Below are 26,421 nucleotides of genomic sequence, written 5' to 3'. Positions count from 1 at the left end.
GCAAATGGCAAAAGATAAAACAAAACACAAGGGGCTGGTTTTTTCATGGTTGGTGTGCCTGCTGGCGGCTGTTTTTTACAGTTATGATTTTCTCCTGCGCGTCATGCCCAGCGTGATGATCCACCCCTTGATGGCCGATTTTGGGGTCAATGCGACCCAGATTGGCCTGTTATCCGCCTGTTATTACTATGCGTATACCCCTTTGCAGCTTCCTTCCGGTGCGGTCATGGACAAATTCAGCCCGCGCTGGGTGTTGGGTTTTTCAGCCTTGCTATGCGCGTTTGGAACGATGATTTTTGCCCATACCAATCAGCTATGGGTGGCTTATCTGGCCAGAGCAATGATGGGAATAGGCTCGGCATTCGCTTTTGTCGGCGCCTTGAAACTGGCGGCGCTTTGGCTTCCGAAACGACAATTTGCCTTATACAGCGGTATAGTAACGGCAATGGGTACCTTGGGAGCCATGGTCACCGATACGACGCTGTCTCATATGGTAGCTGGTTTGGGCTGGCGAAACACGGCTTATGTTTCTGCCCTGGTCGGATTTCTTTTAGCGCTTTCCCTCATTATTGTTATTCGTGACAAACCGGTGAACGCCACACCGGCTACCCCCGGGGATTATTATTCCTGGACGAGTATTGTTCGCCGTTTGTTGGGATTGTTTGGTAGCTGGCGTTTTTGGATAAACAGTCTGGTGGGAACGTTTTTATTTTTGCCCGTGTCTGTTTTTGCATCCTTATGGGGGGTGGCATTTATCGCGGAGCGATTCCATATCAATCCCGCGCATGCGGCCAGCATTACGTCATTGATTTTTTTAGGCACGGCTCTGTCCGGTCCTTTTTTCGGATGGTTTTCGGAGAAAATACGCAGTCGAAAAATTCCCCTGTTTATTGGAGGAGTGGGTGTTTTCGTATGTTCGGGATTGTTAATTTACGTCGATTCCGTCACGTATTGGCTGGCGTACTCGTTATTATTGTTACTGGGAATGTCCGTAGGGCCTCAGGTTTTAACGTTTGCCGTGGCCAAGGATATTGGTCCGCCGGGGTCAACCGGCCTGTCTACAGCGGTTACCAATTTTATCATCACCATCGGTGCCGCCGTTTTTCAGCCGTTAATCGGGTATTTTCTTGAGAAAAACTGGGATGGTACTTTAACGGTGAAGCATACCCCCTATTTTAGTGTCGCCGATTACCGTAACGCGTTTTTATTGTTTATGGCGGCATTGGCCTTGTCTTCCTTGCTTACATGGTTTATCCCGAGGACATTGCATGCGGTCAGGAAAAGCTAGGGGCATGGAGATTGCGACGGTTTTTTTTGTAATTCCTTTAATAGTTGCCGGCGAAAAAGTTGATAATCCACTTCCAGGGCATGTCTTGGATTTTCCTTAAAGTGGGCGCGCGTTTTTTTTATTTCCCTTGCTATTCGGGCTGATAAATTATCAGGACGTTTTATCCGGCCGGCAATAATTTTTGCGGCAATTTTCGCTTGATAGTCCGCAAGAGGCCAGATACAACCCTGTGGCTGGAACAACCCGATAAAATACAGGTTGTCAAACTCGGGGTGCATCATTTTACGATACAGTGGTATATGGGTTAATGTACTGAATTCTATAAGATTTTTATTAAAAAACGGAAAGCTTATTTTATAGCCTGTGGCTAAAATAATCACATCGAATTCATCCTGCCGGCCATCCACAAAATGTACGGTGTTCCCTTCCAGGTAGTCAATGCCTCGACGCGGCAGGATTTTTCCGTGTCTTATAAAATAAAGGAGTTCGGAATTGATGGTGGGGTGGGTTTCCAGTGGTTTGCAATCCGGTTTTTCCAGGTGATATTTCGCGTAGCGGCCCTGAAGAATACGAATGAGGGCCGATGCCAGTACTTGCTTCGGCCAGAAAGGCATCCATTTTATTTTTGAAAAAGCGATATCGGTCGGTTTGCCAAAAATGAATTTGGGGAAAATATGCTGGCCGCGCCTCATGCTGATACAGGCTTTATCGGCCACACGGGCAATTTCAACGGCAATATCACAGGCCGAATTACCTCCGCCCACCACCAGCACTCTCTTGCCGCAAAACGGAGAAGCTTTTTTATATTGATGGGCATGAAGTATTTCGCCGCTGAACTGGCCATGAAAAGACGGCATGACCGGATCCCAGTGGTGGCCATTGGCAATAAGCATGTAATCAAACCGTTCCTCATGCGGGCCTTGAGCGTCACGATAAGCGATTTGCCACCCGAGATCGGTTGTGGGAGTGACTTGCTCGACGCAGGTATTAAATCGAATGAAAGGTATGACGCCAAAGTGTTGGGCGTAGTCTTCAAAATAGCGCAGGATCTGGACGTGGGACGGATAGTCCGGGTAGTCAGCGGGCATGGGAAAATCGTCGTATTCGGAGAGCCGTCTGGAGCTTATGATATGGGTTGTTTCATAAATACTGGAATGGGCATTGCGTTCGTCAAAAACCCAGTTTCCACCCGGACGATGATTCTTTTCAAACACTGTGATATTGGTTAACCCTTGCTGCAGGAGATTCTTCGCGGCGGTGATGCCGGATGGACCGGCACCGATGATACCAATTTTTGGTGATTCGTCAGACGGTTTTTTCATAATAATCAAATCACTTTTTTATCCGGGCTTTGAACATGATTCGTCGTCACGGGCATGCCGTCAGCTTTTATTTTTTGTTCGGAATTGTTGACGGCGGCCAGCACATTTTCAAGCATTATTTTCTGAACGCCATCATTTTTATCAATGGTAAAATGGTTCACATGCAGCTTTTTCAGTGTTGCGACATTGATGTTTTCTATCCTGGTCATTTCCGGATCAATGGCCTTCACCTTCAGGCCGCTAAACATGGGAACAAAGGATGGCCTGTAAATATTGACGACGTGTTTGACGTTAGGAGGGATTTTAAGGGGTGAAACGGCGTCTATGGTTATCAGCAACGAAACGGGAATATTGGCTTTGAAAAGGTTTTTCGCGACTTTGATCTGCTCGTTGGCTCCCAGGGAATGTCCTGCCAGTATGACCGGACCTGGCAATTCCCTGGTGCCGTAGTTTTTAATGATGTACTGACTTAATTCATGGGCTTTGTACCAGACCGTACTTTCAGCCTTTATTTTATAGTCACTTTCCAGGGTGTGTTGCAATTGATTCATTCCGGTGCTGAAGACCCCCCCGAGACCACCGCGCATGACAAAAACCTGGGCCTTGCTGTTAAATGTGTAATCCTTTTTTTTAGCGAGACTTTGAGTGGCTGCCAGATCGATACATCCGGTCAGATGAAGGCAAGAAAACAGTAAACAGAGCAAAGCTGACCATTTGGGAAATTGACACAGTCGCCGTGATTCCATTTTTATTAACCGATCCATTTCTGAGCATTCATTCAATTCTACCTAAATTTACAGACGGATAAAACCTGAAAAACAGAACCCGAAGAGTATTTCCGGCTCTTGCAAGCGAATAGTCGCATACCAAACCATAATGATACGGTTTATCCGGCAACATTGCGTAGAAAAGGCAAATCAGTCATTATTGGTTGTTCATTGCGTGTAAGGAAACAATATGGTTGAAACCTGGAAAGAGCAGCTACAGAATAAACTCATTCAGTCGCATGGGAAAACCAAAGGCGTCAAGCTGAGCAAGAAATACCAGCAGGCATTTTCCGGTAGTTATATGGATGAGTGCGATGTTAAAACGGCCTGTAGTGATATCAATTATTTTGAAACGCTATCCGAGCAATATCCGCTTGCCATGTACCTTTATCTGGCATCGGATCGCTCCCTGCATCTGCGCTTGTTTCAATGGCACCGGGCTGTCTCTTTATCCGACGTTCTTCCTATGCTGGAAAATTTTGATTTGCGTACTGAAAATGAACGTACGCACAAAATACGGATCAACGGTGAGCAAAGTATCTGGGTCAGCGATTTTCTGGTGATTTACGCCAAAGGGCTGTGTGATGTCAGTAAAATCGGAACGTTGTTTCAAGACGCCTTTTCCAAGGTTTATTCCAATCGGGTCGAAAATGACGGGTTTAACAAGCTCATTCTGGGCGCATTATTGCCATGGCGTGATATTATGGTGTTGCGGGCCTATGCCAAATATCTTCTCCAGGTCGGTTTTCGATTCAGTCAGCACTATATTGAAAAAGCGTTGTCTGGCAATCCTTCCCTTGCCAGAGATCTGGTTGAATTGTTTAAAGTTCTTCATGATCCGGATGTAACGGGGAAGGCAGGCAATCGTGCGGTTAAACTGGAACAGCAGATTTTAGAGAAGCTCGATTGCATTGAAAGTCTTGATGAAGATCGCATTATTCAACGTTTTCTTGATTTGATCAAAGCCACGGTGAGGACGAACTTTTTCCAGGAAACGCCGGATAAAAAAGAGAAGGATTATCTGGCCCTCAAACTGTATTCAGCCGCCATACCGGAATTGCCCTTGCCAGTTCCCCTCTATGAGATTTTTGTTTACTCCCCGCGATTTGAGGGCATTCATATCCGTAATAAGAAAATCGCCAGAGGTGGTCTGCGCTGGTCGGATCGTCGGGAAGATTTCCGGGTGGAAGTTCTGGGCTTAATGAAAGCCCAGGTCGTGAAAAACGCCGTTATCGTTCCTTCCGGAGCCAAGGGAGGATTTGTCTTGAAAGCACTTTCGCCCCTGGCAAATTATGAAACCGTTAAAAACGAGGTGGTGTATTGTTACCAGGAATTTATTCGTGCCTTGCTGGATTTGACGGACAATATTTGTGACGGTCAATACGTTTCACCAAATCGTGTGGTTTGCCATGACGAGCCGGATCCTTATCTGGTGGTCGCAGCAGACAAGGGGACCGCGACGTTTTCCGATTTGGCGAATCGCATTGCCGGGGAATACGACTTCTGGTTGGGGGATGCGTTCGCCTCGGGTGGTTCCGCCGGTTACGATCATAAAAAAATCGGCATCACGGCACGTGGTGCCTGGGAATCCGTCAAACGCCATTTCCATGAGTTGAAACATGACATCGATCAAAACCCGTTCACCGTGGTCGGTATCGGTGATATGGGCGGTGATGTGTTTGGCAATGGTATGCTTTATTCACGGAACATTAAATTGATTGGCGCGTTTGATCACCGTCATGTCTTTATTGATCCCGATCCGGATCCCGGGATTTCCTATCAGGAACGTGAGCGGCTTTTTAATTTACCCGCATCGTCCTGGGAAGATTATAATGCCCGGTTGATTTCCAGGGGAGGCGGCGTATTTAAACGCAGTCTCAAATCAATTACCCTCACTCCGCAGATGAAAAAAGCGCTTGCCGTTGATGCCAAGGCATTGACTCCTAATGAGCTTATCTGTGTTCTGTTGAAAGCGCCGGTGGATTTATTGTTCAATGGTGGTATTGGCACCTATGTCAAATCCAGTCAGGAAAGCAATGCGGACGTGGCCGATCGCACCAATGATTATTGCCGGGTTAATGGCAATGAATTACGTTGCAAGATAGTAGGGGAAGGGGGAAATTTAGGATTTACGCAACGGGGGCGTGTTGAATACGCCTTGCAAGGCGGATTAATCTACACGGATTTCATCGACAATTCCGCCGGGGTGGATTGCTCGGATCATGAAGTGAATCTCAAAATACTTCTGGATAAAGAGGTGGTTAAAGGGACTTTGACCTCAAAAAATCGTAATAAAATATTGGCTTCCCTGACTCAGGAAGTTGCGGAACTGGTTTTACGCGACAATTTCCAGCAGGCATTGGCCATGAGTCTCTCAGCGTTTACCGCAAAAGAAGATCTGGGTATTCACACCGATTACATAAAAGAACTGGAATCTCAGGGTATTCTCAAGCGGCGTGTCGAGTTTTTGCCGGACGATAAGGAATTGACGGAACGTAAGACCGCGGGGCTTAGTCTGACCCGGCCGGAGCTGGCGATATTGATGGCGTATGCGAAGATTCAGATTAAACAGGATATTCTCAAATCGGATTTACCGGAAGACGGTTATTTTCATGACACTCTTGAACGCGCGTTTCCGGTTTCCGTCAGGAAAAAATACCGTGAGGCCATGCAGGAACACACCTTGAGAAGAGATATTATTGCCACCCAGCTTGCTAATGAAGTGGTTAATAAAATGGGTATTACGTTTGTCTATCGGATGCAGACGGAGACCGGTGCGTCGGTGGAAGATATTATTCGTGCCTATATCATTGCTTCCCACAGTTTTGAAATAAGGGAATTGCTCACCATGATTGAATCACTGGAATTGAGAATTCCCATGGACGAGCAATTCAAGATGTTCAAAAACATCCATAAATTAATTTATCTGGCGACACGCTGGTTTTTGCGCGGCAACTACCATCAGCAAAATATCAGGGAAATCATCAGCGACTTTTCCGTCGGCATTCAATCCGTCGAAAAGCTGGTGCCTGAACTCATGACTGGCGCCACGAAACAATATCTGGAATCTTTGACCGAAAAATTTATAAAACTCAGCCTGCCAAAAGAAGTTGCCCAGCGCATCGCCGCTTATCGCGCGATATACACGGGACTCAATATTATAGAAGTGGCAAACCGCCACAAGATGGATTTGCATAAAACCGCCCGTGTTTATTTCGCGGGAGGAGAGCGTATGCATCTGGTATGGTTTCGTGACCAGTTGGCCAACGATCTTCGGGAGGACTATTGGAGTTCGTTGACCCGCCTGACGCTTCGTGATGAACTGGATATTCTGCAACGGGCATTGACCGTGGCTATTTTGAAGGATAGCGGCAAAGAGAAGGACACCCACAAACTCATTGACAGGTGGATGAATAATAACCGGAAAACGGTTGAGCGCTGGGAAAAATTCCTGTCCGTGTTACATAACAGTGCCACCGTCGAATACTCCATGTTTTTTATAGCGATACATGAGTTAATCGGATTGATTATGCCCATGCCGTCTGAAGGGAATTTTCAGTCGAGAATCAACAGTTACGCCTAGAACGAAATTTTCTTCGCACCATGTTTTGCGAAAAGGCAGTAGCCCGTAAGGAGGCCTGCGGCCGTATTGCGGGTTTGATCTCCCAATATTGTCGCAGGAAAACAGGTGAATACCCCTATGAAGTTATCCCGCATTTCGCCTTCATGACGGGCAGGGAACCGGTTCGGAAATTGGGTTGTTCCAGGAGAGGTTGCATAAAATACTATATTTGAATGAGCTTCAATTCAGGATGAATAAGCCATGTCTTTTATACAATACAACAAGGATGTTGATCTTGATAAATATCCGAAGCGATCGCGATGCCAGGGAAGATTGATCGTAGGGGATATACATGGTAACGCGCAATTTTTGTTATTTCTTCTGGTTAAATTTGGTTTTTTGGAGATTACGAAAGAGCAATACCAGCGTTTGATTAAAATATACCAGACACCGGTTGATGAATTAACCGCGAAACAAATCATCGCCTTCCGCCACATTCTTCATAAAGCCAAATGCCGGCGAAAAAACGATATCCTTTTACTCGGAGACGTTTTGTCCGACAGAGGCAATAATGATGGTTTTACGGTTTGTCTTTTAAGGCGCCTTCATCGTTCAAATATTTCCTATTCCATTCTTGAAGGCAATCATGATTTTGAGTTTCTGGAATCTTACGAAAATGGCGGCAACTATCGCAATACGTATTACACCAGTACCAGGATTAAAAGAGGGCAAACGTCCTCAATACACAATTTACAACGATTACTTGAGAAAGATTTGCGGGATGAAAAAGGGCGTTTCGCCTTGTCGCGGAAACGATTTCGAGATTGGGTTACTTATTATCTTATTGATCATTACAAGGCGCTGGATTATTCACTGGGCGAAACAGGCATTATCATTTATTCGCATGCGCCCATCGACATTGGTATTATCGCCGGGATTGCAAAACGCCTGCACGTCGAATTTGATGATGGGAGCCCTGTAACCCTGGCGCAGACGATTGATCGCATTAACGTAAAATTCAGTTCGCTGCTGCGCAGAAGAAAACTATCCGGGAAATTTCACGCCATGCACACGACAAGGGATAAAACGTCAAGGCATGTCGATGCGCTCACCCGGTTAATATGGAACCGGGATTATATAAGCCTTAATCGTTCCTCGATACATAAAGGTTATCACATCGGCTATTGCCATGGTCATGACTCCAAAGGCGATCCGGACTGCGGTAATGTGATATGTCTGGATAAAATGCTGGGTAAGTCGCAGTCGCATAACAAGGATGAATTAACCTTGCTTATCGAGCGACGCAAGTCGGTTGCGGAATATCCTGAAAACACGGCGCTGTCATTCTTCAATCAATTGAACGGAAACCCTGTAGAAACAGGGGAGCAGCGGCATGAGGTTCAACATACTTTATGAAAACAGGACGGGATAGAACTATCGGAGCCTTAGCCGGTAATATTGGTATCTGCAATATCCAAATTATAAAAAACGGGATAATCTGGTCATTTCGTTTTGATCCAACGGTAATTCTACTGTCCATGGTTCTGCCGGCAAAGGCAGAGGCTTTGGATAGCAAAAACGTTTAAGAGCGTTGACCTCGATATGGGTGATATTAAATTCACTGACGAGTTTGTTCCGGGCTTTTGTGAAGTCGGCAAGCGTTGTTTTGTTAAAGCGCCCGTCTTGCTCAACGGCCAGCACGAACGTTTCCGTATTCGCGTCCCAGTATAGTGATTTGGAGCCGCTGTTTGTGAGCAGGCTTGCGACGACCTTGTGATCACGGATAGGAATGGGTAGCGGGTATCTTTCCAGTTTCAGCAAATTGCTTTGTAGCTTTTTATCGTCTATTGGCTGTAATTGTGATTGAACCAAGGTGATCCAGTTGTCTTTCTGCCATTTCTCCAGAATATAAAAACCCTCTTCGTTGGGATACAACCGGAAACGGTCTCGTTGCTGTTGAATGACATCTCCAGTTCCCGTTACCTGAATGGGGAAGCGCGGACAACGAGAGCCCAGGCCCGGATCGAGAAAATAGCGTTTATCTTCCAGGTAGACAAGTAACACAACATGGGTGGGCGGTAACGCCTTGATTTTCTCGGCATTGTAAGGAAGGCCATTTAAGACTTTCGCCGGGCAGCAGGCTACGGTAAAACCAAGTTCCTGTAACATGTTGGACAGAAGTTTTGCGGATTGGTAACAATAGCCGCCATGCTGTGAAGAGAGCAACTTACGGTAATCAAATAATGTTAAACTTCGGCGGATAACAGGGTGTTGCAGGCTGTTTTCACGTAATTTAAAGTTATGATAAGGGAAGGTTGTAACATGGGCCGCATAGATTTTTTTTAAATAATCGGCTCGTTCGCCGCCGGATAATTGCTCCGATTCTTTCTTGTCGACCCCGATTTTGTTCAAATAATTATCCAGTTCTTTCGTCATGAAGGGCGTAGTTGGTCATAATGAGAAATGTACATCTTAAATAAGAATCATCAGACGTTCAATGCCTGACCCTGTACACGGAACTTTTTCTGAATGGAAAAGGATTTCAATGCCGATTTACCGGGTTGCCAATGGGGCAGCCCGGCATGATTATTCAAGTGTTTATAAACGAAACGGCCAGGTGATTCACTCCGCCTGAAGTGTATAAATTACACATGCTGCCGATGGCAGGGTTTGCTGATATGTCTTATTGGTTTTGAATAACAGGAAAAAAAGATGTAAATGCCAATAGGTCAAAAATTACATTAAATGATTAAAATAAATACTATAATTAACAAAGATACTTCGGATGGCAAGGCAATATGGAGATTTGAGTGTTGAATAGTAAGTGGTTTGCCCTGTGCGAGCTAACTCGTTTGCTCATAAGGCCCGGTTTTTTAGCCCGACTTGTTAGATTTTTATTGCCTGCACCTGTTTTCCCTGGTCGGTTTCCAGGCAACCGATCCCGTCTCGCTTCGCTTGTCCCGGGGTTTACGCTTGTTGAGTTATTGGTCACTATGAGTATTTTTGGTCTGATTGTAATGTTTGCCATACCTTCGTTCCGCACCATGATAATGAATAATGAACTGGCCGCGACGTCCGACAAATTGGTCAACTCGCTCCATTACGCGCGAAATGCGGCGTTAAGTCAGGCTATGAGAATCAAAATCTGTCCTGTAGGAGCCGGGGGCACTAATTGTGGAGGCGACTGGGGGGCGGGATGGATTGTTATTACTCAACCTTCTACCGGAGCGGCCACACTCTTGCAAACCAGTCAAATGTCCGCAGACGGTCCGGACGTCGGATCAACCGCTGCGGAAGTGACTTTTGATAGCCATGGATTAGCGACAACTCAAAGTAATTTCACCATATGCGATAGCCGGGGCGGTGCTGATGCACGTTCCGTAGAGGTTTTGGCGACCGGGTTTATTCAATCCGGCTCGGTGCCGGGACAGGCCGTCTGGGATAACAGTGCATTGGTCTGTCCGTAAGGGAGAATGGTAATATGTTGACAGAGCGCTTTAGGGAAAAAACGCAGCGAGGCATGACGTTACTGGAAGTCCTGATAGCGGTTGTTATCATGGCTATCGGTCTTTTGGGAATATCCGGCATGCTGATGCTTTCATCCAAAGCCCATAATTCCAGCTATAATAAGCAGCATGCGAATCAAATCGTTTCCAGCATTTTTGATCGAATAAGATCTAATTACCAGGCGGCTATTAACGGTAATTACAATATTAGCAATATTACCGCCTCAGGGACTCCCGGTTCTATTACAACACCGGCGGTATATTGTGACAGTTCCGTTTGTAACGCCCAGCAACTGGCAACGTTTGACACATGGTACTGGTTAAGCAGAGTCGTATCGACACTACCCAACGGCAGCGGTTCGATTGCAACCGCCTCGACAGGGACTGCCGGAAATACGCTGGTGACCGTCACGCTCCAATGGGATGACAGCCCGGCGCAAAGTCAGATGGGAGCAATCGGAGAGGCTCCGGCTGCGAACGCCAATTTGGTGTCACTTACTATACAGAGCCAATTATGAACAGGCAGGGATACAGGGACAGAGGTTTTTCGATAGTCGAAATGATGGTGGGAACGTTCGTCGGATTGCTGCTGAGTCTGGCTATTGTGCTTATTTATGTCAGTCAATCCAGACTTTATAAAACCTCGAACTCGCAAGCGGGTATGCAATCCGCCAAAAACGCTATTGCCAACTTGTTGACGCCTGTGGTTCGTAGTGCCGGATTTATGGGATGCGGCTCCTTTACAACGGTTTTATCCAATTTAAACGCCGGTGGATCACCCCCTCTTGGCACCATCAATACGTCTCAGGCAACCATCGCGGGTTACGACGGAGGGACGTCGAGTATCGCAATCACTCAACATAACGCGTCCAATTCAACGTCAGCCAGCAACTGGACACCTTCTCTGGATGCGTCGCTGGTGGGCAATGTCCAGCGTTTCAACGATGTTCTGGTTGTGCTCGGCGCGTCCTATGGTGATCTTCCGGTTGGTGTTACGGCCATTAGTCCAGGCAGCTCCACGTTTACTATTCAAGGCACCAATGGTATGACCATTACCTCCGGTGGATACGGTGCAATATCCGATTGCCTCAAAACGTCCGTATTTAAAATTACCGGTGTAACAGGAACAACGATCGACCATAGTGCCGGCGGGGGAACCATGAATAATGCCAGCAGCAGTTTTGCTGTTAATTTTCCGGTGGGATCGCAATTTGTTCCCTTGCGGCAAACCGCGTTTTTTGTCGGTCAGGGGCCGGGCGGTGAAAGCGCGTTGATGCGGGCAACCCTGTCTGGAACGACCTGGACTGTTGAGCCCATGATTCCGGGTGTGCAGCTGATGAAAATACAGTATGGTATTGGTAGCAACGGTATTGTAACCCGCTATGTACCGGCCAGTTCCGTGACCAGTTGGGCTCAGGTTTATTCGATAAGGATTGGATTCATATTACAGGGAAAACCGTTATCTGGCAGCGATGACGATACCAACCCCACTCAATATAACGTTTTGAATATTCCCGTTACCGTACCGGCCGACAATCGTCTCCGACACGTTTTTGAAATGACTATTCATTTGAGGAACGCGATATCATGAACATGCCACACAACAATCCTCAACGACAACGGGGTTTTGTTTTGCTGATGACCCTTATCATGCTGTTTATGTTAACCACGCTGGCATTGACGGAAGCCACATTAAACAGTACGCAAACCCGAATATCAACGAATGCAACCAATTCGGAAATTGCGTTTCAGACTGCGGAAGGCACCTTGAACGAGGCAATAAACAATTTGATGAAAGGAACCTATAACGTGGCGAATTTTGCCAACAACGATACCGGATTTTATACCTATAACGAAGCGGCCACCCCATTGTGGAAGACGGTTAACTGGTCCAGCTCTTCGGCGGTTATCCCCAGTTTTCAGGGGAGTTCCGGCGCGCAATCCAATTTTATTATTGAAAAGCTGCCTTCGGTAATCATGCCGGGACAAAGTATGGCTGTTACGACCAATGTCTATCGCATTACGGCGCGGGCAACACAAACCAATAGCAACACGGCGGTGGTTTTACAAAGTACGATACAAATCCAGTAAGGATTACGAGGCGATTATGGACGTTTTAAACAGGATATACCGGAAAGGACACTATCGGATTCACATCAGCAAGGTCTTGAAAAAGGCAGGGGTGTTGCTGACCGTTAATCTGATGGCTGTTTCACTGGTTATGGCAAGCACGGTGCCGCCACCGCTGAATATCCCCCAGATCCCTCTTATCATGTCCAGCCCTATTCACCCTCAGGTGTTGATCGCCATAGGAAATTCCCAATCCATGGATGGTGTATTAAGCGGGGCCATTATGCCGGGCTCCGGTTCCCTGTCCTCTTCCCTGAGTTCGCTTTTCAATTCAAGTTCACCGGTTAATTACACCGTACCGGCCAATTTCACGCCGCCTCTGCAAGGACCGGATGGGAGCGGTGAGGCGCCTTACACCGTTACACAAAGCGGGAATCTGGTCGATAACAGCCCCAGCCGGTTAAATGTGGCGAAGGCCGGTGTCAAGGCCATCATTGAGAATTACATGGCTTCCACCGATTTTGCCCTGGAAGTATATCAAACATCGAGCGTGGGTCGGTATAATACCTGGGTTTATTATATGTCCCCTGACGGTGAGGACTTTTCATTTACCAATACTCCTGATCCGAATTATCGCTACGTTGTTAATCCCTGTTACAACTACGGTTCGGCTTCCAGTACTATCAGCTCAAACTGTTCCTCGATGGCTGTATTATTCGGCTCAACGACGCTGTCATCCAACCAGTATATGAAAATTGGAGCGTCCAGTGACGATCAGGGTATTAACGACGTACTCTATGCCGGCAGCGGTTTGCCCGGGGTATTCGTTTCCTATAACGGCCCCAATCCATCCTCCCCGTTTCCTCCCAATTTTTCCTTAAGTAACTATAATAATGGCAATATCCTTATCTCTTACAGCAGTACACGGCCCAGTATCGGCGGTTTTGCCACGGCGCCTACCAATGCCGGGTTCGTGCCTTTTTCCAGGCAGGTTATGTACTCACTGCGGGGGTTCGGCTACTACAGCAGCCAGTCTGCCACCAGCGGCAATATCCTTGTTCCCATGACTACTGCCGGAACCAATCCCACGACCACCAGCGTGAACAATGCGATCAATACTTTTTTGCCTTACCTCAAACCGGAAACCAACAGTACCGGTACCAGTGAGATTAAAGGGTTGGCCGTGCAATCGCCTCTTGCGGGGCTGTTGACCAGGGCCCAAAACTATCTGGTTGCCCTGAGTCCGACCAGCGGTAACGGATGTCCGCAGAAAAAATACGTCATTCTGATTTCCGATGGTTTGCCGACCCAGGATTTAAACGGCCGATTCTGGCCGCCGTTGGGCAGCGCTGCTGCGGCCGGGTATGGCGTGAGCGCTACGTTCAATGCCGACGGCTCCCTAAACAGTACCAATTCCCAGGCACTAACGGATACCATCTCTGTCATTACCGATCTGAAAAACAATGATATTGAAACGTATATCATCGGTCTGGGCGCGGGGGTTGATCCGACAATTAATCCGCAGGCCGCTGCCACTCTGACGGCCATGGCCGTAGCTGGAGGCACGCAAGGTTATTATCCGGCGACTGATTCGGCGTCGTTGGTTAATAATTTGAACAATATCATGATTTCCATTCAAAACGGTTCGTTTTTCACGTCTTCAGCCGCGGTTAGTTCCACTTTTTTGAATGGCAGTACCGTCGAGTATCAGGCCAATTTTGTTTCCAGTGATACGCCTTATCAGGATTGGACGGGTAATTTGCAGGCGATAGCTCTGGATCCTGACACGGGTGTTCCCACCAATACCCTGATCTGGTCCGCTCAAGGTCTTCTGGATACGAAAGTCTCAGGCTCGGGATGGTCGACAAACCGGATTGTAGCAACCTGGAATCCTACTGCGGGTGCGGGCGTACCTTTTCGGTGGGCCAGCCTGGATGCCACCCAGCAAGGGCAATTGCAGCCATCGGATACGTTGGGGGAGAATCGCCTGGATTATTTGCGGGGCAATTCGGCACTGGAAGTGCGCAATGGCGGGACTTTTCGTAACCGTTCTCATATCCTCGGCGATATTATTGACAGTCAGGTGGTTTTTGTCGGGATGCCGGCAGGCCCTTATAATTCGGCCAGTTATCAGAGTTTCGTCACGGCTCAGGTCAATAGAACAGCCATGCTTTATGTGGGTGCGAACGACGGTATGCTGCATGGTTTTAACGCGGCAACCGGTCAGGAAGTGTTTTCGTTCATTCCCAATGGCGTCTTTGGTAATCTCTTCAATCTGACCGCGCCTTTATATAATCAAAGTCACCTGTTCTTTGTGGACGGTTCACCGCAAAGCGGAGATGTGCAATTTTCCGACGGAAGCTGGCATACTATTCTGGTTGGCGGGGAAAACGCGGGGGGTAAAAGCATTTACGCCCTGGATGTGACCAATCCTTCCTCATTCAGTTCGGAAGCGAACCTTGCCGCAGCCGTGCTTTGGGAATTCACCGACGCGGATATGGGATTAAGTTACAGCAAACCGCAGATTGCCCGTATCGGAAGTGCGTCGGACAACCCGGCCAATTTCGCGGTTTTTTTTGGCAATGGCTATAACAGCACCAGCAATAAAGACGTGTTGTATGCGATAAATCCGCAAACCGGGGCTGTTATTCGCAAAATAGATCTGTGCGCCGCAGTCAGCGGCTCCTGTAACAGCAGTTACGCCCAGGGCCTGTCTTCCGTGACCGTAGCCAATAAAGACGGATTGCAGAGTGATCCGATTACGCATGTCTATGCCGGTGATTTACAGGGTAATCTCTGGTCCGTTGATGTCAGTAATCCTGATCCTAACCAATGGACGGTGCGATTGTTGTTTAAAGCTACGGATGCAGGAGGCAGCTATCAACCTATCACGACAGCGCCTGTGGTGAGTTTGCACCCCAACTACCCGAGGTACCAGGGGGCGTTTGTCATGTTCGGTACGGGGCAAATTCTGATCCCCAATGATTTGCTGGATCTGCAAACTCAAACCGTGTACGGGGTCTGGGACAAGCCCGGATCCAGTACCACGTATAACCGGGGCAATTTGCAGCAACAGGTTTTGACGCTGGTCGGTGCCGCGACCTCCGGTTTATCGACATCTATTCTGACGGCGACATCCAATCCCATAAACTGGAATTCCCAGTTAGGATGGTATGCCGATCTTCCCACTGCGGGGCAGCGTATTGTGACCAATCCCGCTCTGGTTAACGGGGCGTTTATTGTGACTTTGAACACACCGCCGGCCACGAGTTGCGGTATCACGTTTTCTTCCATGTTGCTGGAGCTTAATTTTGCAACCGGAGGCGCTTTTAATCTTCCCAGGATAGATATAAACGGGGATGGCGGATACGATGCCAGCGATCAGTATAATGGCCTTAATCCTGTCGGCATCGGACTATCCAACAGTTTCGCCAACGCGCCTACCATTCTGGGTCCCAATTCATTTAACAACATTGTATTGCTGATTACTCAATCCAGTGGGGTACAAACGACTATATTTAATACAAACAACACGCCTCGCAAGATAGGATGGTGGCAACTGGAATAAGGACATATTATGACGGGTATATATAAATTGAGTCGTGTCGGAACGAGAGGATTCACGCTGACGGAACTTCTGGTCGCCATGGTCATAGTAGGGATCCTGGCTTCTATCGCTTACCCGTCCTATCTGAGCTATTTGCAGCGATCCCGGCGTACGGACGCGATGACTGCTCTTGCGACTGATCAAGTGATTCTGGAGCGGTGTTACGCGCAAAATTTTTCCTATAATCAGGCGTGTGGCGCCATGCCTGCTTTTCCCCATGCGTCCACGCAGGGTTTTTATACCATCACCATTTCCAATCTGGGTCCCACAACCTATACCCTGACCGCAACGCCTACAGGCGCGCAAGCCAGTGATACAACCTGCAGCAGTTTCTCGGTCGATCAGGCCAATACGAGAACGGCTGTTGATAATGGTGGCACGGCACAAACGTCCTGCTGGAATTCCTGATCAAAAAAGTTTCTATACTCATTCATGCAATCAAGCCTATAATGATTGGGTTTCGTGAACAAAATTTTGTTCCGGCTGCAAAAGGTGTTTGAATTTTGGGATGAGATAAGAGCACAGAGCCTAATTGGTCGATAATATTTTTATGGATAGAAAAGCGCAACTACCGGTTGTTCCTTCCCCAAAGCCTCAACGCAGCCTGTTCATCCGGGTTGTTTACGGCCTGCTGTTGCTGTCGATCGGACAGACCATCCACGGTATGCCCTTGACGCTGGAGAAAGCGGAAAGAGAGGCGTTGTTACAGGCTCCGGAGAGCAAATCCTTGCAAGCTGCCGCCAGAGCGTTTGAGCAATCGGCGATAGCAGCCGGTCAGCTTGCGGATCCCAAACTTTTGCTAGGCACCCTTAATGTCCCGGTAAATACGTTTTCCTTTAACCAGGAGGGGATGACCCAGATCCAAATCGGCTTGCAGCAAAGTTTTCCGCGCGGACGCAGTCTGCATTATCAATCGCTGCAAAATAAGGATTTATCGGCGGCGGAATCTCATCGGCAACACACGATGCGATTGCAGATCCTGCAAGACGTACGGATTGGCTGGTTGAATTTGTATTACGGGCTTCGGGCCAGACAAATCGTTATTGCCCAGAAAAAAATTTTCCGGGATCTGGTACGAGTTACGGAATCGTTGCTGGCTAATAACAAAGCGCAGCAGAAAGACGTCATTCGGGCGCAACTGGAGTTAACGGAACTTGATAACCGTCTGCTCGACATCGAACAACAAATAGAAATTGCCCGCGCGGCATTGAGTCGCCGGATAGGGCCGAAATATTCCAGGCTGGCGAGTCCACAGCGGCTGCCTGACTGGTCCTCGCCTCCTTCCCCGGGTCAGTTACAGGAAAAGATTAAGCAACATCCTGTTTTAAATACCGACAAAGCATTAATCCTTGCGGAACAGGCTAAAGTACACTTGGCAAAACAGCAATACAAACCCGGACTTGTGGCGGGCGTCGCCTACGGAATCCGGCAAGGCCGGGATGAGGAAGGTCGTAGTCGTCCTGATTTTTTGACAGCACAAGTGGGTGTGGATTTGCCATTGTTTACCCGTAACCGTCAGGATCGTGTTTTGAAAGCCAGTGAGGAGAATCTTCTGTCGATCAGGGAGAATCAAATCAGCAATTATCGCCGGTTATGTGAGTTATTGAAGCAAAGTTATGCCACATGGAAGCAGCAACAGAAAAGCGCGCAGTTGTATCAGCGTCATTTATTTTCCCAGGCAAAACAATATGCTGAGGCTACCAGAACCGCTTATCAAAACGCCCAGACGGATTTCCCGACGTTGGCAAGGGCATACATTCGTGAGCTGGATACCCAACTGGCCGGACTTAAAGCGGAAGTGAATCGAGACATTGCTCGCGCCAGGTTACTCTATTTGCAGGGACGTTAACATGAAAAAATGGATGGGTGTTATTGTTGTTCTGATGGTGATTTTTATAGCCGGCATGCTGATCGGCCAGTACTGGCATAATGACTCTGTTTCCGCGGTTAAAACGTCACAAACCAGAAAAATCCTGTATTGGGTCGCGCCTATGGATCCCTCGTATCGACGTGACAAACCGGGCAAATCACCTATGGGTATGGATTTGGTACCTGTATACGCGAATGGTGATGATAGTGATACGAGCGCGGTCACCATCTCACCGGCTGTGGAAAGCAATCTGGGAGTCAAGACCGCGGATGTGGCGCGCAGGGATTTATCACGCATTATTGATACCGTAGGTTATGTGACGGTGGATGAAAACAACATCGAACATATCCACAGTTACACCGATGGCTGGGTGAAAGTTCTGAATGTGAAAACGACGGGTGAATATGTCCATGAGGGGCAGTTATTGCTGGAATTGTATTCACCGACCTTAAATAACGCCCAGGAAGAATTATTACTCGCTTTAAAAAATAACAATCGTCCGTTAATTCAGGCCGGGGAGAAAAAACTGGCCACACTGGGAATGGCGCAATCTCAGATTGATCAATTGAAACGGTCAAGGCGTGTCACCAATACCATCAAAATCCATGCAACCCGCAATGGTATTGTCTCGCTATTGAATGTGCGCGAAGGGAAATTCGTGAAACCGGATACCGACATCATGACGATTGAAGATCTGAGCCGGATCTGGATTATTGCCGAAGTCTTTGAAGAACAGGCCAATTGGGTAAGGGCCGATCAGACCGCGATTGCGACCTTGCCTTATATTCCGGGAAAAGTCTGGCAGGGAAAGGTCGATTATGTCTATCCGCAACTGGATGCCAAAACGCATACGTTACGCATTCGGCTGGTCTTCCCGAATCCGGATTTAACCATTAAACCGCACATGTATGCCAATGTTAAAATATTCGGCCAAACGGTAAACAACGCACTGGCCATACCCAGGGCCGCATTGATTCAGACGCAAGACGGTGATCGGGTTGTCCTGTCCCAGGGCCTGGGTCGTTTTAAACCGCAAACGGTCAAGGTTGGTATTGAGTCGGGCAATTATTACCAGATATTATCAGGGTTGAAAGAAGGAGAAAAAATTGTCACCTCGGCTCAATTTCTGATTGATTCGGAATCCAGCCTGAAGGAAGGGCTTTCCAGGATGAGCGATCAGAATCCGGCTGGAAATACAGGCTCAAAGTCGCCCGATGTGCCGCAGGAGTTTGTCGGTATGGGTAAGGTGCAAAACGTGGATATCGGCCGGCGGCGCATTACCATCCGTCATCAGCCCATCCCCTCCCTGGACATGCCTGAAATGACTATGACTCTGGCCGTGCACAAAGGGGTCGATTTACAAACCGTCAAGGCCGGGGACGCCATTCATTTTGTTTTAATCAGGAACGCCGATAAGCAGTATCTGGTTACCAAAATTCATGTAATGGTCGAAAACTAACCCTCATCGCCATAGGAAACGCCTTATGATCACCCGGATTATAGAATGGTCGTTGAATAATCGCTTTTTAGTGCTGACAGGCACCATGTTTCTGATTATTGCCGGTATTTATGCTGTAAAAAATACACCGATTGACGCTTTGCCGGATTTGTCCGATGTGCAGGTTATCATCAAAACCTCCTATCCGGGCCAGGCTCCCCAGGTTGTGGAAGATCAGGTGACCTATCCGCTGGCAACGGCCATGCTGGCAGTTCCTGGCGCTGTTACGGTACGGGCCTATTCTTTTTTTGGAGACTCCTATGTTTACGTTATTTTTCAGGATAGTACCGATCTGTACTGGGCACGTTCCCGGGTGCTGGAGTATTTGAATCAGGTAGCCAGTAAGTTACCTGTCGGAGTTAAGCCGGAATTAGGCCCGGACGCTACGGGTGTCGGCTGGATCTATGAGTACGCCTTGATCGATAAAACCGGACAACATGATTTATCGGAGCTGACCACATTACAAAACTGGGTATTGAAATACGAGTTGCAGACGGTGCCGGGCGTGGCTGAGGTCGCAACCATTGGTGGTATGGTCAGGCAATATCAGGTGATTCTCGATCCCAATCGTCTTCGAGCCTATGGCATCAGCCTGCAACGAGTCAAAAAAGCCATTCAAAACGCCAATAGCGAGGTGGGCGGTTCGGTGATTGAAATGGGGGAAGGGGAATATATGGTACGGGCAAGCGGTTATATTCAATCTATAAAAGCTCTGGAACAGATCCCCCTGGGAATTACTGAAAATGGAACCCCAGTTTTATTGTCAAGTGTCGCCCAAATCAAATCAGGCCCTCAAATGCGCCGGGGCGTGGCGGAATTGAATGGCCAAGGTGAGGTCGTGGGTGGTGTGATTGTGATGCGTATGGGAGAAAACGCGCTTGAAACCATCGCGGGCATTAAGAAAAAACTGGCCGCGATCAGGCAAAGTCTTCCGGCCGGTGTGCAATTGGTTGAAACCTATGATCGCTCCTCGTTGATTGACCGGGCGATTAAGACCTTGCAGTCCAAGCTGGTTGAGGAAACCGTCATTGTTATTCTGGTCTGTTTTTTGTTTTTATTTCATCTCCGTTCGTCTTTAATTATTGTCATCAGTCTGCCAATCGGGATTCTCGCTGCCTTTCTTGTCATGTACTGGCAAGGAATTAATGCCAATATCATGTCATTGGGAGGGATAGCTATTGCCATTGGGGCAATGGTTGACGCCGCCATCGTGATGATCGAAAACGTTCACAAACATATGGAAAAAACTACGGTCCACGCCGATAATCGCTGGCAGGTGATTCGCGATGCCACGATAGAAGTGGGTCCACCCCTGTTTTTCTCGTTGCTGATTATTACCTTGAGTTTTCTGCCGGTGTTTACCCTGCAGGCTCAGGAAGGCCGAATGTTTTCTCCTTTGGCCTATACCAAAACCTACGCCATGGCCGCCGCCGCCATCCTGTCGATTACGCTGGTACCGGTTCTTATGGGGTATTTTATTCGTGGAAAAATTCTGCCGGAGCATAAAAATCCGGTAAACCGGGTACTGATAGCCGTATACAGACCGGTCATTAATGGTATTTTGCGCATGCCGGGGTTTATGATTGTCATGGTACTTATCATTGTGGCACTGAGTTACTGGCCTTATTCACGTCTTGGCTCTGAATTCATGCCGACCCTGGATGAGGGCGACTGGATGTACATGCCTACCACGTTACCGGGGATATCGATTGGTAAAGCCCGCCAGATATTACAGCAAACGGATAAACTGATTAAAACCTTTCCGGAGGTCGAGCGCGTGTTCGGTAAGGCAGGTCGTGCCGAGACGGCTACCGATCCGGCGCCTTTAACGATGATTGAAACAGTTATTCAGTTAAAACCGCGAAGTCAGTGGCGCAAGAATATGACGCCTGAAAAACTTAAGGAAGAGCTCAATCGCGTGGTTCGTCTGCCCGGGGTGACAAATGCCTGGGTCATGCCCATTAAGACCCGCATTGATATGCTGGCGACTGGCATTAAAACGCCGGTGGGTATCAAAATTACCGGCCCCTCTCTGGGTGAAATTCAAAAAATCGGTACAAAACTGGAAGCGGTGTTGAAGAATATTCCAGGAACCGTGTCCGTCTATGCCGATCGCGCTGTGGGAGGCCGATATATTAACATTGATATAAACCGCAAGGCGGCAGCGCGTTTTAATCTGAATATTAAAGACATTCAGGAGGTCGTCAGCACCGCCATCGGCGGGATGAATATTACCGAAACCATAGAAGGCCGGGAGCGTTATCCGGTTAACCTGCGTTATCCGCAAACAGACAGGGATTCCGTAAATAAAATCAAAATGTTACCTGTAGTGACGCCGACCGGTGCGCATATTCCATTGACGGATGTTGCCACTATCTATGTCGCGAACGGACCTCCTGTGATTAAAAGTGAAAATGCCAGGCTGACAGGCTGGGTGTTGGTCGATATTGATGATCAGGTGGATGTGGGCACTTACATGCGGCAGGCCAAGGCGGCTTTGGCAAAACATCTGAATCTTCCGACCGGATACAATCTGATTTGGTCGGGGCAGTATGAATACATGCAGCGGGCGAAAGAGCGGCTTATGATGGTAGGGCCATTGACGCTGGTTATTATCATGTTGCTGTTGTACCTGAATTTCAGGCATCTGGGGGAAATGTGTGTGATTTTACTCACGCTGCCGTTGGCGCTGACAGGGGGGATCTGGTTGCTCTATCTCCTGGAATATAATTTATCGGTTGCTGTTGGCGTGGGATTTATCGCGCTGGCCGGCGTGGCGGTTGAAATCGGTGTGGTCATGCTGGTGTACTTGAATCAAGCCTGGCGAGAGACGATCGATTCCGCTGCAAGCAGCCAACAGCCTTTAACGAAGGAGTTGCTCAGGGAAGCCATTATTAAAGGCGCCTTGTTGCGTGTTCGTCCCATCATCATGACGGTCTCGGCTATCATTGCCGGTTTGTTACCCATCATGCTGGGGCATGGTACCGGCTCCGAAGTCATGCGCCGGATAGCGGCGCCCATGGTGGGAGGCATGATCAGCGCCACATTATTAGCTTTAATGGTTATCCCGGCTGTTTATTATTTATGGAAGCGGTTTTTCCTCCAGGCTCCGAATAGCCGCCCTTGAAGGCGAAACCGCAATGCGAGTTCACCATCTCTTGACCCGGGCATGGTGTTGACGTGACATCCCGCAATACGACCTGCGGTCTCCTTGCGGGCTACGGAACTGGATACCGCGGACAAGCAACGGCACGTGGGGATAATGATGGCTTGATTAAATTTAAATCGTTTTTTTAACTTGAATGTATAAATTTTAGGCACTATAGTTTAATTATTGTGAATAGCAGGGGCTCGTTAAGGATAAACCATGAAATGGCTGAGCGTTCTCCTTCTCTCTTTGTTGATGACCATGCCAGCGCGTGCTGATGAGCACACCAGGGTGGTGGCTTTCCTCGTTAGCATCATGAATCATTGTTACGAGGACGATAACAAAGCAGGCCTTGAATTGGCAAAATGTATGATGCAAGTGCTGTCCAAACACAATAATCCCCAACAATACCGCGTCAATATTTATGATGAACATCCTGACAGGAATGTTGCGAGTTATTTTAAAATCACGGTTTACAATAAGGAGGGACTGGTTGTTTCCTGCACAGGTATTGCGAAGGAGACCATAGATATCAAACAATGCACCGGCAAGAAGATAGTTCCCCTGACTCCCGGAAAGGAAATGCCTATCACGCAGCCGGATGGACAATAATACCAGATTATGATCGTGCTTTGGACACTACAGTTATGGTGAGTTATTCTTGTTCTCTGAATTGGTGAACCAGGTGGTTGGATGCGAGCTAAAACAGAAAAAAATTTATTGGGTAAGAGCCGTAAACTGAGTGAGGATGAGAGCAAACAAAGCGATGGTTACTGTGCTGAATCAACCGATTCAAGGCCTGGAAGATTTTTTTCCCGCAAACATCAGGAACATTCACCCGTGACTTCAGGGGACTGCTATATCAGACTGTTTCATTATAGTTGCTGCAATGATTTGTCTTGTCTTGATCCCAACTATTTCGGAACCTCTACAGTTCGTTCGTCGGAGTATAAAAGAGGTATATCGCATCTTGTTCCAAGGGTATATCTTTACCTTGAAAATAAGCCGGAACCGTGTGTTTCATTTGGCGCCTCCCGATGTTATGAAGTTCTGATTCCAACGACATTTTCTTTTTACGACCTCGATAAAGATCCATTGAATTTCCATGATGACGTGAAAAAAGAATGTCCCTATCCTGCACAATATGGCAATCTGGTAGAGCATAAAATAAAAAACAAAGGTTTTGACGGGTACTACAGCAAGGAGTTTAACGCGTTGATTTCTTTTGTCAAAATCGACTTGACTGTTAATGAAAGGATAACAAATCAAACCGTTTTATCTTTTTGATGAGTTTTTAGAGAGGGACCGGGTTCGACACCAGCCAGATTCCCCTGACACCAGCGATAATAGTATCATCCATTCTTATACGGCGTGTTAATAATTAATGATCGGATCCGGGTTGTTAATGGATGATTTCAGCATCGCTTTTTACATATTTTTCAGGGTATGAACCTTGCAGCCGAATAAGTAAGATCAGTCCAAGCAGGCTAAATATTATGGCTGGTACAGATAGCGGTAAGGTCGTGTGAACGGTTTTACCCATGACCAGATATCCGACTACACCGGCAAAAAGAAAACGAGACGCGCCAACGGCTGCGGCCGCCGTTCCCTTAGCCTGCTCAAAAGGCGCCATAGCCCCGCCTGTTCCCGCACCCATACAAAAGGTGCCACCTATGCCGATGAGCAGCATGGGATAAACAAAATTGCTGGCGCTTAAGCCATACAGTTGATACCAGGCCAGCATCCATAAGCCTCCCGCACCGGTCAGGCAGAAACCCAGAACACACGTTTTGAATATACCGAGACGCTCCACAATAAGCCCGCCGATAAAACTGCCGGTTAGTAATGAAAAACCCATAAAACAGAAATAAAAACCGTAATATTGCTGTGGTATATGCAGGGTTTGCAGAAGCAAAAACGGCGACAGGGCGCAAAAAAGGTAAAAATAACAATGACCGAAAGATGAGACCAGGTTATAAATCACAAAGTCACGCTGCTGAAATACCTGGCGATAGGTGTGAATCACGTTAAAAGACAGCCTGGTTCGTTTTTCAACAGGCAACGATTCGTCCAGCCAGAATCCTATGGTAAAGACGGCTGGTATCGCAACCAGTAGCAGCGACCAGAAAGTTGCCGGCCAGCCGAGATAAAGATCAATATAACTGCCGATAAAGGTTGCAAAAATAGGAGAGAACGAGATCATGCCATTCAGGAAACTGTATGCTCTGGCGCTACGCTCGCCGCTTAAATGGTCACGAACCATGGCAAAGCCAAGTACCATCATGCCGCAGGAGCCAAACGCCTGCAACACCCGAAACAGGATCAAATCATTCACGTCGCGAGACAGCCCGCAGCCTATGGAGGCCAGAATAAAACAGGCAATGACAAACAGGGACACGCTACGACGGCCAAAATGATCGGAAACCGGTCCGATGGCAAGCTGCATCAATCCCGCACACACCATAAACAAATTTAAGGTCAGCAGCATTTGATCATCACTGGCGTGAAAATCACGAGCCATGTGAGCTATGGCCGGAACATAAATATCCATGGCCAGAGGCAAGGCCAGAACCATTGGTGTAAGTGCGAAAATCAATCTGGCAAACACGTTATTACACCGTAATGCCGGGGCGGACTCCGTATGACATTCTTTCGTCATTGTCATTGTCAGGATCCAGTCCCGCTCCGCTTCCATGGAACAAGACATGAATGGAATGTCCTAACTTGGGCTTGTCCTCGGATTCCTTTTTATAATACGCTTCTCTCATGGAGCGCAAAGCGTCGTGCAACTCTATTTTTTGCGTGGGGTAGTCTTCTCCGTAAGAGCCTGAGCTTTGTATTTTTTCCGCCAGAGTTAACAAATTCATATAGTCGCAGGTCAGAGAGCCATAAACAGAATTGATCAGCAACGATTCCCGGGCTTTTTGCTGGAATGTTTCGCCGTTTTCATTTGTTGTATCGGCAATTTTATCCAGACCACCCAGTAAAGAGATCATCCGGGATAGTTTCATCACATTCGCCTCGGTCAATAAGGATATTTTATGAGTTTGAGACAATAAATAATGCGGTGCTTTTTCTGTTTGCATGGCCTTATGATTTAGAAGAAATTGTAATAATTCCTCATTTTTTGTCTGGCAGGCCACTTCAAGCGGGTACATCTTTTGAGGATTAACGGGATAATCAAAGGTTACGCCGTAACCTGTTAATATTCCAAGCATCTCCATATCAACAGGGCTTCTCCTCAGGGCATTGGATAGAGGGGAATCCATGTGGGGCTGGATGATGGTATTAATAAACGAAGGATTGCTGTTGAGGATGGCACGAACTGTTTTTTTATCATTCCTGTATACGGCCTTGTTCAACCCTAATTGTGCTTCGCTAACAGCATCGCTTTGAACGAATCTTCCAGACATTTGAATCACCTCATGAGTCATATTAAAAATAAGAAAACACGCTCGAACCTGCAAATTGAAACATAATATGTATCAATTTGTCAATTTGTTCTTATATTAAACAATCGTTGTGTGCTCGTACAACCGCTTTTTTTGTAGCCTGTCATGAAGGCAAAGCCGTAATGCGTATATGGGTCAATTTTGCCCGCACATCTTTTGCAAAGGCAGATATTCCACGAGAAACCCGTAATACGGCTGCGCTTCCCTGCGTGCTGCGTGTTTTTAATGAATATTTGTTCTGTTTGGAAAACTTTCATTACAAATATTTTACATTATGAATAATTTATTTTCCACGATTCGTAATATTGACTTAATGTTTTTATTTTATATT

The 26,421-nt window shown here is 47.4% G+C and carries 19 protein-coding genes; 14 read left to right on the top strand and 5 right to left on the bottom strand.

Features of this window, described 5'->3' with window-relative positions; genetic code table 11:
- The first annotated feature begins 4 nt into the window (after positions 1-4).
- Entirely contained in the window at positions 5-1,288 is a 1,284-nt protein-coding gene (locus tag CKW05_RS11840) for an MFS transporter (protein ID WP_058484662.1), read from the top strand.
- On the opposite strand, the gene CKW05_RS11835 is transcribed toward CKW05_RS11840, so the two are convergent.
- Both CKW05_RS11835 and CKW05_RS11830 read right to left on the bottom strand, forming a co-directional pair.
- Positions 1,285-2,610, bottom strand: a complete 1,326-nt coding sequence (locus CKW05_RS11835; RefSeq protein ID WP_058484661.1) for a flavin-containing monooxygenase — start codon at positions 2,608-2,610, stop codon at positions 1,285-1,287. The two genes, CKW05_RS11840 and CKW05_RS11835, sit on opposite strands and share 4 nt — an antisense overlap.
- A gap of 5 nt (positions 2,611-2,615) precedes the next feature.
- Positions 2,616-3,374, bottom strand: a complete 759-nt coding sequence (locus tag CKW05_RS11830; protein ID WP_058484660.1) for a hypothetical protein — start codon at positions 3,372-3,374, stop codon at positions 2,616-2,618.
- A gap of 193 nt (positions 3,375-3,567) precedes the next feature.
- Between CKW05_RS11830 and CKW05_RS11825 the strand changes: the two genes are divergently transcribed.
- Positions 3,568-6,960, top strand: coding sequence for an NAD-glutamate dehydrogenase (locus CKW05_RS11825; protein WP_058484659.1), 3,393 nt, complete (start codon positions 3,568-3,570; stop codon positions 6,958-6,960).
- Positions 6,961-7,200: 240 nt separating this feature from the next.
- Complete coding sequence (locus CKW05_RS11820) at positions 7,201-8,355, top strand: metallophosphoesterase (protein ID WP_058484658.1); 1,155 nt, start codon at positions 7,201-7,203, stop codon at positions 8,353-8,355.
- Positions 8,356-8,418: 63 nt separating this feature from the next.
- Here CKW05_RS11820 and CKW05_RS11815 read toward each other — a convergent pair whose 3' ends face one another.
- Positions 8,419-9,375, bottom strand: a complete 957-nt coding sequence (locus tag CKW05_RS11815; protein ID WP_058484657.1) for an arylamine N-acetyltransferase family protein — start codon at positions 9,373-9,375, stop codon at positions 8,419-8,421.
- A 374-nt stretch (positions 9,376-9,749) separates the two neighbouring features.
- On the opposite strand from CKW05_RS11815, the gene CKW05_RS11810 reads away from it, so the two are divergent.
- From CKW05_RS11810 to CKW05_RS11760, 11 genes are all read left to right on the top strand, one after another.
- Complete coding sequence (locus tag CKW05_RS11810) at positions 9,750-10,406, top strand: GspH/FimT family pseudopilin (protein ID WP_231950471.1); 657 nt, start codon at positions 9,750-9,752, stop codon at positions 10,404-10,406.
- A 14-nt stretch (positions 10,407-10,420) separates the two neighbouring features.
- The gene (gene pilV / locus CKW05_RS11805) at positions 10,421-10,963 is read left to right on the top strand and encodes a type IV pilus modification protein PilV (RefSeq protein ID WP_058484655.1); all 543 of its coding nucleotides are present in this window, start codon (positions 10,421-10,423) and stop codon (positions 10,961-10,963) included.
- Positions 10,960-12,036 (top strand): PilW family protein, encoded by a 1,077-nt coding sequence (locus tag CKW05_RS11800; RefSeq protein WP_058484654.1) that lies wholly within the window; start codon positions 10,960-10,962, stop codon positions 12,034-12,036. Before pilV ends, CKW05_RS11800 begins: the two co-directional genes overlap by 4 nt.
- Complete coding sequence (locus tag CKW05_RS11795) at positions 12,033-12,536, top strand: pilus assembly PilX family protein (RefSeq protein ID WP_058484653.1); 504 nt, start codon at positions 12,033-12,035, stop codon at positions 12,534-12,536. The genes CKW05_RS11800 and CKW05_RS11795 overlap by 4 nt, the downstream gene beginning before the upstream one ends.
- A gap of 112 nt (positions 12,537-12,648) precedes the next feature.
- Positions 12,649-16,083, top strand: a complete 3,435-nt coding sequence (locus CKW05_RS11790; RefSeq protein WP_095140741.1) for a pilus assembly protein — start codon at positions 12,649-12,651, stop codon at positions 16,081-16,083.
- A 9-nt stretch (positions 16,084-16,092) separates the two neighbouring features.
- Positions 16,093-16,530, top strand: coding sequence for a type IV pilin protein (locus CKW05_RS11785; RefSeq protein WP_058484651.1), 438 nt, complete (start codon positions 16,093-16,095; stop codon positions 16,528-16,530).
- 124 nt (positions 16,531-16,654) lie between these two features.
- Entirely contained in the window at positions 16,655-17,971 is a 1,317-nt protein-coding gene (locus CKW05_RS11780; RefSeq protein WP_058484650.1) for a TolC family protein, read from the top strand.
- A gap of 1 nt (position 17,972) precedes the next feature.
- Positions 17,973-19,451, top strand: a complete 1,479-nt coding sequence (locus tag CKW05_RS11775) for an efflux RND transporter periplasmic adaptor subunit (protein ID WP_058484649.1) — start codon at positions 17,973-17,975, stop codon at positions 19,449-19,451.
- A 25-nt stretch (positions 19,452-19,476) separates the two neighbouring features.
- Positions 19,477-22,617 carry an efflux RND transporter permease subunit gene (locus CKW05_RS11770; protein WP_058484648.1) on the top strand — a complete coding sequence of 1,047 codons (3,141 nt, stop codon included), beginning with the start codon at positions 19,477-19,479 and terminating at the stop codon, positions 22,615-22,617.
- Positions 22,618-22,857: 240 nt separating this feature from the next.
- Entirely contained in the window at positions 22,858-23,250 is a 393-nt protein-coding gene (locus tag CKW05_RS11765; protein WP_058484647.1) for a hypothetical protein, read from the top strand.
- A gap of 81 nt (positions 23,251-23,331) precedes the next feature.
- Positions 23,332-23,925 carry a hypothetical protein gene (locus CKW05_RS11760; RefSeq protein WP_058484646.1) on the top strand — a complete coding sequence of 198 codons (594 nt, stop codon included), beginning with the start codon at positions 23,332-23,334 and terminating at the stop codon, positions 23,923-23,925.
- 115 nt (positions 23,926-24,040) lie between these two features.
- Here CKW05_RS11760 and CKW05_RS11755 read toward each other — a convergent pair whose 3' ends face one another.
- On the bottom strand, positions 24,041-25,303 hold the full coding sequence (locus CKW05_RS11755) for a multidrug effflux MFS transporter (RefSeq protein WP_157737723.1): 1,263 nt from the start codon (positions 25,301-25,303) through the stop codon (positions 24,041-24,043).
- Positions 25,251-26,051, bottom strand: coding sequence for a Dot/Icm T4SS effector AnkJ/LegA11 (gene ankJ, locus CKW05_RS11750; RefSeq protein ID WP_058484644.1), 801 nt, complete (start codon positions 26,049-26,051; stop codon positions 25,251-25,253). Before ankJ ends, CKW05_RS11755 begins: the two co-directional genes overlap by 53 nt.
- Positions 26,052-26,421: the final 370 nt, after the last annotated feature.

This window comes from Legionella spiritensis (assembly GCF_900186965.1).
Classification (GTDB): Bacteria; Pseudomonadota; Gammaproteobacteria; order Legionellales; family Legionellaceae; genus Legionella_C; species Legionella_C spiritensis.
The sequence above is the reverse complement of the archived record's forward strand: the minus strand, read 5'-3'. Positions and strand labels throughout refer to the sequence as shown.

What these genes read in the sequence shown, in the direction of transcription:
- CKW05_RS11840 (WP_058484662.1), top strand. Translation starts at nt 5, where the DNA reads ATGGCAAAAGATAAAACAAAACACAAGGGGCTGGTTTTTTCATGGTTG.
- CKW05_RS11835 (WP_058484661.1), bottom strand. Translation starts at nt 2,610, where the DNA reads ATGAAAAAACCGTCTGACGAATCACCAAAAATTGGTATCATCGGTGCC.
- CKW05_RS11830 (WP_058484660.1), bottom strand. Translation starts at nt 3,374, where the DNA reads ATGGATCGGTTAATAAAAATGGAATCACGGCGACTGTGTCAATTTCCC.
- CKW05_RS11825 (WP_058484659.1), top strand. Translation starts at nt 3,568, where the DNA reads ATGGTTGAAACCTGGAAAGAGCAGCTACAGAATAAACTCATTCAGTCG.
- CKW05_RS11820 (WP_058484658.1), top strand. Translation starts at nt 7,201, where the DNA reads ATGTCTTTTATACAATACAACAAGGATGTTGATCTTGATAAATATCCG.
- CKW05_RS11815 (WP_058484657.1), bottom strand. Translation starts at nt 9,375, where the DNA reads ATGACGAAAGAACTGGATAATTATTTGAACAAAATCGGGGTCGACAAG.
- pilV (WP_058484655.1), top strand. Translation starts at nt 10,421, where the DNA reads ATGTTGACAGAGCGCTTTAGGGAAAAAACGCAGCGAGGCATGACGTTA.
- CKW05_RS11800 (WP_058484654.1), top strand. Translation starts at nt 10,960, where the DNA reads ATGAACAGGCAGGGATACAGGGACAGAGGTTTTTCGATAGTCGAAATG.
- CKW05_RS11795 (WP_058484653.1), top strand. Translation starts at nt 12,033, where the DNA reads ATGAACATGCCACACAACAATCCTCAACGACAACGGGGTTTTGTTTTG.
- CKW05_RS11790 (WP_095140741.1), top strand. Translation starts at nt 12,649, where the DNA reads ATGGCTGTTTCACTGGTTATGGCAAGCACGGTGCCGCCACCGCTGAAT.
- CKW05_RS11785 (WP_058484651.1), top strand. Translation starts at nt 16,093, where the DNA reads ATGACGGGTATATATAAATTGAGTCGTGTCGGAACGAGAGGATTCACG.
- CKW05_RS11775 (WP_058484649.1), top strand. Translation starts at nt 17,973, where the DNA reads ATGAAAAAATGGATGGGTGTTATTGTTGTTCTGATGGTGATTTTTATA.
- CKW05_RS11770 (WP_058484648.1), top strand. Translation starts at nt 19,477, where the DNA reads ATGATCACCCGGATTATAGAATGGTCGTTGAATAATCGCTTTTTAGTG.
- CKW05_RS11765 (WP_058484647.1), top strand. Translation starts at nt 22,858, where the DNA reads ATGAAATGGCTGAGCGTTCTCCTTCTCTCTTTGTTGATGACCATGCCA.
- CKW05_RS11760 (WP_058484646.1), top strand. Translation starts at nt 23,332, where the DNA reads ATGCGAGCTAAAACAGAAAAAAATTTATTGGGTAAGAGCCGTAAACTG.
- CKW05_RS11755 (WP_157737723.1), bottom strand. Translation starts at nt 25,303, where the DNA reads ATGACAATGACGAAAGAATGTCATACGGAGTCCGCCCCGGCATTACGG.
- ankJ (WP_058484644.1), bottom strand. Translation starts at nt 26,051, where the DNA reads ATGTCTGGAAGATTCGTTCAAAGCGATGCTGTTAGCGAAGCACAATTA.